Below are 7010 nucleotides of genomic sequence, written 5' to 3' on the forward strand. Positions count from 1 at the left end.
GCGGGGGCAGGGCCGCGCCGCCGCGGACCGCGTCATCGCGTGCTCGCCGCCGCCCGCCTCGACGCGGGCCCGCGGCTCGGTGCCGCGTCCCCGCCGACGTCCAGGGTCGTCCGAGTCCCGATCCGCTCGGACAGGCCCCCGTTTCTTCGTGCGCCTGTCCGTTCCCGCCCCGGCCCGGACGACCTCCTGCTGGAGGTGGGCGCCGGGCGCGGGCGGCTGACCCGGCCGCTCGCCGCCGGGTGCGGCCGGCTGGTCGCGTACGAGGTCGACCCGGCCGTGCTGCCGGAGCTGACGGCGGCCTGCGCGGACCTGCCGCACGTCGATGTCCGGGCCGCCGACTTCCTGGCCGCCGTCCCGCCCGACGAGCCGTTCGCGGTGGTCGGCAACATCCCCTGGTCCCTGACCGCCGCCGTGGTGCGCTGGTGCCTCGCGGCGCCCGGCCTGCGCGCGGCGACCCTCCTCACCCAGCTCGACTACGCCCGCAAGCGCACCGGCGACCACGGCCGGTGGAGCCGGCTCACCGTGCTCACCTGGCCCGAGTACCACTGGCGGCTGGCCGGCCGGGTGCCCCGGGGCGCGTTCCGGCCGGTGCCCGCGGTCGACGGCGGCATCCTCCGGCTGGACCGCCGCCCCGAGCCGCTGCTGCCCCGGACGGCGCTGCCCGCGTACCGGCGGATGGTGGAGCTGGGCTTCGGCGGCGTCGGCGGGTCGCTGGCCGCCTCGCTGCGCACCGGGTACCCGCGCCGGCGTGTCGACGGGGCGTTGCGGGCCGCCCGGCTCGCCCCGGACACCCCGGTCGGGCTGGTCTGGCCCGAGCAGTGGCTGGTGCTGTTCCGGTTGCTGCACGCCGTGGACCCCGGAGCCGCCGGGCGGTAGCCGGGCTCAGACCAGGGTGTTGAGCGCCTCGCCCAGCTCGGCGGGGGTGTTGAACTCCTCCGCCGGCAACGCCTTGAGCATCTGCAGCATCTCGGTGCTGGCGCCGTTCTCCTGTCCCCAGCGGACCAGGTCCGCACGGGAGACCGGGTAGTCGAGCCCGGCCAGGAACTCCTGCAACTGCACCCCGGTGACGGTCATGCCGGCGGGCTACCCGCTGTGCCGGGCACCATGCCCGCCGGCGCGGCCGTTTGCCCGGACGGGTCCCGGGTAGCCGCTGGCATGCTGGTACAGCGGCTCGGCGCGCCGAGCGACTTCGACCCGCTGCTGGAACGCGTCCGGGACGCGCGGATCGTCATGATCGGCGAGGCGACGCACGGCAGCTACGACTACTACCGGCTGCGCGAGCAACTGACCCGGCGGCTCATCGCCGAACAGGGCTTCGACTTCGTCGCGGTGGAGGGGGACTGGCCGGACTGCGACCGGGTGAACTGCTCGGTGGTGGGCGCCCCGGGCGGGCTGGCCGATCCGCAGACCGCGCTGGAACGCTTCGAGCGCTGGCCGACCTGGATGTGGGCCAACGCCGAGGTGGCCCGGTTCTGCCGCTGGCTGCGGGCGTGGAACCTGGAACGCCCCGAGGGGGCGCGGGCCGGCTTCCACGGGCTGGACGTCTACAGCCTCTGGGAGTCGATGCAGGCCATCTTCGACTACCTGGGCGAGGAGGACCCGGCCTCGCTGGAGGCGGCGCAGGAGGCGTACCGCTGCTTCGAGCCGTACGGCAAGCGGGTCGAGGACTACGGGACGGCCAGCCGCTTCGTCTCGGCCCGCTGCGAGGAGGAGGTGGTCCGGCTGCTGGCGCGTACCCGGGAACAGGCCGCCGCGGACGGCTCGGACCGCTTCTCGGCGTGGCAGAACGCGGAGGTGGTGGCCGGCGCGGAGCGCTACTACCGGGCCATGGTGGGCGGCGGCCCGGAGTCCTGGAACATCCGCGACATCCACATGGCCGACACGCTGGACCGGCTGCTCGACCGCTACGGCCCGCGGGCGCGCGGCGTCGTCTGGGCGCACAACACCCACGTGGGCGACGCCCGCGCCACCGACATGGCGGCGGACGGGCTGGTGAACATCGGCCAGCTCGGCCGGGAACGGCACGGCCGGGACGCGGTGGTGCTGGTCGGCTTCGGCAGCTACCGGGGCACGGTGGTCGCCGCGCCGCGCTGGGGCTCGCCGGCCGAGGCCATGGTGGTGCCGCCGGCCCGGGAGGGCTCGGTCGAGCGGCGGCTGCACGAGCTGATGCCGGAACGGGCGGTGCTGGTCTTCGGCGGCGAGGACCAGCCGGAGTGGGTGACCGAGGCGACCGACCACCGGGCCATCGGGGTGGTCTACGACCCGAGCTTCGAGTCCTGGGGCAACTACGTGCCGACCCGGCTGGGCGAGCGCTACGACGCGTTCGTCTGGTGCGACGAGGCGACCGCGCTGCACCCGCTGCCGGCGCTGCCCACCCCGGGCGAGATGGAGACCTACCCGGCCGGCGTCTGACCGGCCGGGCAGGTCCCCGGTCACACCTGGGCGGGCTCGCGCTCGGCGAGGTGGGCGCGCAGGCCCTCGCCCTCGACGTCCACGTTGGGCAGGACCTTGCCGAGCCAGCGCGGCAGCCACCAGGCGGCGTTGTCGAGCAGCGACAGCACCGCCGGGACGATGGTCATCCGGACCACGAACGCGTCGATGGCGACACCGATCGCGAGCGCGAAACCCATCGACTTGATGACCGGGTCGTCCAGGAAGACGAAGCCACCGAACACCGAGATCATGATCAGCGCGGCGGCGGTGACCACCCGGGCGCCGTGGCCCATGCCGTTGATGGTCGCCTGCCGGGCCGTGTCGCCGTGCACGAAGTCCTCGCGCATCCGGGAGACCAGGAAGACCTCGTAGTCCATGGCCAGGCCGAACAGGATGCCGATGAGCAGGATCGGCAGGAAGCTGACCAGCGGGCCCGGGGTGTCCAACCCGACCAGGTCGGCCAGGTGTCCCTGCTGGAAGACGGCGACCGTGATGCCGAAGGTGGCCGCCACGGTGAGCAGGAAGCCCAGCGCCGCCTTCACCGGCACCAGGACCGACCGGAACACCAGCATCAGCAGCAGCACCGACAGGCCCACCACCAGCAGCAGGTAGACCGGGAGCGCGTCGGAGAGCTTCTCCGACACGTCGATGCCGATCGCCGTGACGCCGGTCAGCAGCACGTCGGCGTTCTGGATGCCGCCGACGTGCGCGCGGATGTCGTGTACCAGCGTCTCGGTGGCCGCGTCGGTCGGCCCGGTCTTCGGGATCACCCCGAGCAGCGCGGTGCGGCCGGTCTGGTCGAGCTGCGGCGGGGCCACCGCCAGCACTCCGTCCGTCCTCTGGATCAGTGCGGTGACCTGCGGCAGCGCGGCCTGGGTGGCCTGCGGCGAGTCGGCGGTGACGACCACCGCGAGCCGGCCGGTGAAGCCGGGACCGAAGCCCTCCCGGATCAGGTCGTTGCTGACCCGGGCCGGGGTGCCCTCGGCCGCGGCGGCGGCGTCCGGCAGCGCCAGCCGCATGTCCTGGGCGGGTACGGCCAGCAGGCCGAGGCCGAGCAGGCCGACCAGGATGACCGGGATGCGCAGCCGGGTCACCCAGTGCGCCCAGCGGAAGCCGAAGCCGGACCGGTCCTCCGAGCCGGTGGCCGGGGACGTCACGGCGTCCCGCCCGCGCAGCTTGCGGGGGAGCGCCTTGCGGCCGGCGAAGCCGAGCAGGGCCGGGGCCAGCGTGATGGCGACCAGCACGGCCACGGTGACGGTGCCGGCGGCGGCCAGGCCCATCACGGTGAGGAAGGGGATGCCCACCACGGCCAGGCCGGCGAGCGCGACCACCACGGCGGCGCCGGCGAAGACCACGGCGGAGCCGGCGGTGCCGACCGCGCGGCCGACCGCCTCCTCGGGGGAGAGGCCGTCGAGCAGGTTCTGCCGGTGCCGGGAGGTGATGAAGAGCGAGTAGTCGATGCCGACCGCCAGGCCGAGCATCAGGGCCAGGATGGGCGCCGTGCTGGTCAGTTCGACCGCGCCGCTGAGCGCGTACAGGCCGGCCATCCCGACGCCGACACCGATCAGCGCGTTCAGCATGGTCATCCCGGCCGCGACCAGCGAGCCGAAGGTGACGATCAGGACGATCGCGGCGACCAGCACACCGAGCGCCTCGGTGGAGCCGACCTCCGGCTCGGCGTTCAGCACCTCACCACCGGGGGCGATCTGCCAGCCCTGCACCTCGGCCTGCGCGCCGACCTTCTCGTACGCGTCGCGCTGGGCGTCGGTCACGTCGTCGGCCCGGCCCTGGAACTGCACCTGGATCAGCGCGTACCGGCCGTCGGGGGTGAGCGCCTGCGCCTGGTACGGGTCGACCGCGCCGACCACCCCGGGCAGCGTGGCCGCCTCCTGGGTGACCTGCTTGACCACGGCCTGCCCGGCCGGGGTGGTGAGCTGGCCGGCCTGGGGCGCCTTGACGGCGATGGTGCCGGTGGCGCCGCTGGCCGCCGGGAACCGGTCGGCGAGCAGGTCGAGGGCCTTCTGGGACTCGGTGCCCGGCATGGTGAAGTTGCTCGCCGTCGGGCCCTTCAGGGTGGCCGCGGCGAGGCCGAGGCCGACGAGTACGACGAGCCACACGACGGCGACGAGCCGCCGGCGGCGCAACGATGCCCGGCCGAGCCGGTACAGCAGGGTCGCCATCAGGTTTCCTTGTCCTCGGGGTCGGAACGGGGATCAGGTGACGGGTTCGAGGGCCCGCCGGACCACGGCCAGCAGGGCGGGCCGCAATTCGTCGTCGGGGATGTCGATGAACTCGGCGCACGTCTCGGCGATGCCGGCGAGCACCACCAGCGCGGCGATCCGCGCGGAGGGCCGGTCGGAGTGACCCGCGAACGCCGCGATGAGCCGTTCGGAGATCTGCTGGATGTGCGCGAACGCGGGCTGCTGGAGCAGGTCGGGGAACTCGCCCCGGAGCAGCGCGATCTCCCGCCGGAAGCGCACCGCCAGGTCGACGAAGCCCTCGCCGGCGATCTCCTGCGCGGCCCCGCCGGTGGCGCCGGCGATCCGGGCGTCGAGCGCCTCCAGCACCGCGATGGCGGGCGCCATCAGCTCGCAGAGCAGGGCTTCCTTGTTGGCGAAGTGGTAGAGCACGGTCGCCTTCGAACAGCCCACGGCGCGGGCGATGTCCTGGAGCGAGGTGCCCTTGTAGCCGGTGACGGCGAAGCGTCGCGCCGCCGCCGCGAGGATCTCGCCGTGGGTCTCCGGTACCGCTCGGGCCATGCCCTCCAGCATGCCTGACCGATCGGTCAGCACCTGACCGATCGGTCAGACGGTTTGCGTGGCCTTCGCCACAGCGCTCAGCCGACCGGTGCGCCGTGCTGCCGGTCGTACGCCGCCCGCGCCGCGCTGATCCCCTCGCGGTGCCGTTCCGCCCACCGGGTGAGCGCCACCAGCGACTCGTAGAGCTCCTGGGCCATCGGGGTGGCGGTGTACTCGACCCGGGGCGGCACGGTGGGGTGGACGTGCCGGTGCAGCAGGCCGTCCCGCTCCAGGTTGCGCAGGGTCAGCGTGAGCATCCGGCGGCTGATCCCCTCCACCTGGCGCTCCAGTTCGGTGAAGCGGATCGGGCCCTGGGACGCGGCGATCAGGATGCCGATGCTCCACTTCCCGCCGACCCGGTCCAGCGCCTCCCGCACGGTGCAGGCCCGCGCCTGGTCGGCCTGGATGGACACACACCTGTTCCCCTGGGACATCAAAGTGCCTCCTTCCGCTCGGCCTCATGGTCACAGACGATGTCCTCAGTAACAAACCGTGCACCAAGGAGGCATTCCCATGACGGGGACCAACCGCTGGCCCGCGCTGCTCGTGCTCTGCGCCGGCAGCCTGATGATCATCCTGGACGGCAGCATCGTCGCCGTGGCGCTGCCCGCCGTCCAGGCCGACCTCGGCTTCCCGGCGGCCGGACTGGCCTGGGTGGTGAACGCCTACCTGGTCGCCTTCGGCGGGCTGCTCCTGCTGGCCGGCCGACTCGGCGACCTGCTCGGCCGGCGGCAGGTCTTCCTGGCCGGGGTCGCCCTGTTCACCCTCGCCTCGCTGCTCTGCTCGGTCGCCGCCGGGCCGGGCACCCTGGTCGCCGCCCGGTTCGCGCAGGGCGTCGGGGGCGCGCTCACCACCGCGGTCAGCCTCGGCATGATCGTCCGGATCTTCCCGGAGCCGGCCGAGCGGGCCCGGGCCATCGCCGTCTTCAGCTTCACCGGCGCGGCCGGCGCCTCGCTCGGCATGCTGGTCGGGGGCCTTCTCACCGACCTGGCCGGCTGGCGGTCGATCTTCCTCATCAACCTGCCGATCGGCGTGGCGATCGTGGCCGGCGCCGTACGGCTGATCGCGCCGGACCGCGGCGCGGGGCTGCGGGCCGGGCTGGACCTGCTCGGCGCGGTGCTGGCCACGGCCGGGCTGATGGCCGCCGTGCTGGCCATCGTCGGCGCGGGCGAGCACGGCTGGACCTCGCCGCGCACCCTCGGCGCGGGGGCGCTCGCCGTGGCCCTGCTCGCCGGCTTCGCCGCCCGGCAGCGGCGCGCCGCCACCCCGCTGCTGCCGCCCCGGGTGCTGCGCGCGCCCGGCCTGGTCGCCGCCAACGCCACCCAGTTCCTCATGGTGGCCGCCTACTTCGGCTTCCAGTTCCTGCTCGCCCTGCACCTGCAAACCGTGCTGGGGCTGGACCCGGCCGCCACCGGCTTCGCCTTCCTGCCCACCCCGCTGGTGATCGCGGCCGTCTCGCTGGGGCTGGCCGGGCGGCTGATGGCCCGGTTCGGCGCCCGGACCGTGCTGGTCGGCGGGCTGGCCCTCGCCGTGGCCGGGTTCCTGCTGCTGGCCCGCCTCCCGGTGGACGCCGGCTACGCCGCCGACGTGCTGCCGGCGCTGCTGGTCTTCGGCGCCGCGGGCGGGCTCACCCTGCCGGCGGTCACCACCCTGGCCATGGCCGGCGCGGAGCCCGCCGACGCCGGACTCGCCTCCGGGCTGGCCAACACCACCCAGCAGGTCGGCGGGGCGCTCGGGCTGGCCGTGCTGGCCACCCTGGCGGCGAGCCGCGCCGACGCG

The 7010-nt window shown here is 74.5% G+C and carries 6 protein-coding genes and 1 pseudogene; 3 read left to right on the plus strand and 4 right to left on the minus strand.

All coding sequences use genetic code 11. The features are described 5' to 3' along the window. Window positions 1-162: 162 nt before the first annotated feature. Window positions 163-876 (plus strand): annotated as a pseudogene (gene erm, locus B0E53_RS31390) (ErmE/ErmH/ErmO/ErmR family 23S rRNA (adenine(2058)-N(6))-methyltransferase); the annotation flags it as partial. 6 nt (window positions 877-882) lie between these two features. Here the strand turns inward: erm and B0E53_RS31395 are convergent. Then, the gene (locus tag B0E53_RS31395) at window positions 883-1074 is read right to left on the minus strand and encodes a DUF2795 domain-containing protein (protein WP_107079291.1); all 192 of its coding nucleotides are present in this window, start codon (window positions 1072-1074) and stop codon (window positions 883-885) included. A gap of 81 nt (window positions 1075-1155) precedes the next feature. Here B0E53_RS31395 and B0E53_RS31400 point away from each other — a divergent pair, with 81 nt between their 5' ends. Beyond that, entirely contained in the window at window positions 1156-2412 is a 1257-nt protein-coding gene (locus B0E53_RS31400; protein ID WP_107079292.1) for an erythromycin esterase family protein, read from the plus strand. A 20-nt stretch (window positions 2413-2432) separates the two neighbouring features. Here B0E53_RS31400 and B0E53_RS31405 read toward each other — a convergent pair whose 3' ends face one another. The 3 genes from B0E53_RS31405 to B0E53_RS31415 all read right to left on the minus strand — a co-directional run bounded on the left by B0E53_RS31405 (window position 2433) and on the right by B0E53_RS31415 (window position 5665). Further along, window positions 2433-4613, minus strand: a complete 2181-nt coding sequence (locus B0E53_RS31405) for an MMPL family transporter (RefSeq protein WP_107079293.1) — start codon at window positions 4611-4613, stop codon at window positions 2433-2435. A gap of 33 nt (window positions 4614-4646) precedes the next feature. Beyond that, the gene (locus B0E53_RS31410) at window positions 4647-5192 is read right to left on the minus strand and encodes a TetR/AcrR family transcriptional regulator (protein WP_107079297.1); all 546 of its coding nucleotides are present in this window, start codon (window positions 5190-5192) and stop codon (window positions 4647-4649) included. Window positions 5193-5269: 77 nt separating this feature from the next. After that, window positions 5270-5665 carry a helix-turn-helix domain-containing protein gene (locus B0E53_RS31415; RefSeq protein WP_107079294.1) on the minus strand — a complete coding sequence of 132 codons (396 nt, stop codon included), beginning with the start codon at window positions 5663-5665 and terminating at the stop codon, window positions 5270-5272. A gap of 79 nt (window positions 5666-5744) precedes the next feature. Here B0E53_RS31415 and B0E53_RS31420 point away from each other — a divergent pair. Then, window positions 5745-7010, plus strand: a 1266-nt coding sequence (locus tag B0E53_RS31420; RefSeq protein ID WP_107079295.1) for an MFS transporter, incomplete at its 3' end; no start/stop codon positions are given.

Origin of the sequence: Micromonospora sp. MH33 (assembly GCF_003013775.1) — a bacterium.
In the GTDB taxonomy this organism is placed as follows: domain Bacteria; phylum Actinomycetota; class Actinomycetes; order Mycobacteriales; family Micromonosporaceae; genus Micromonospora; species Micromonospora fulviviridis.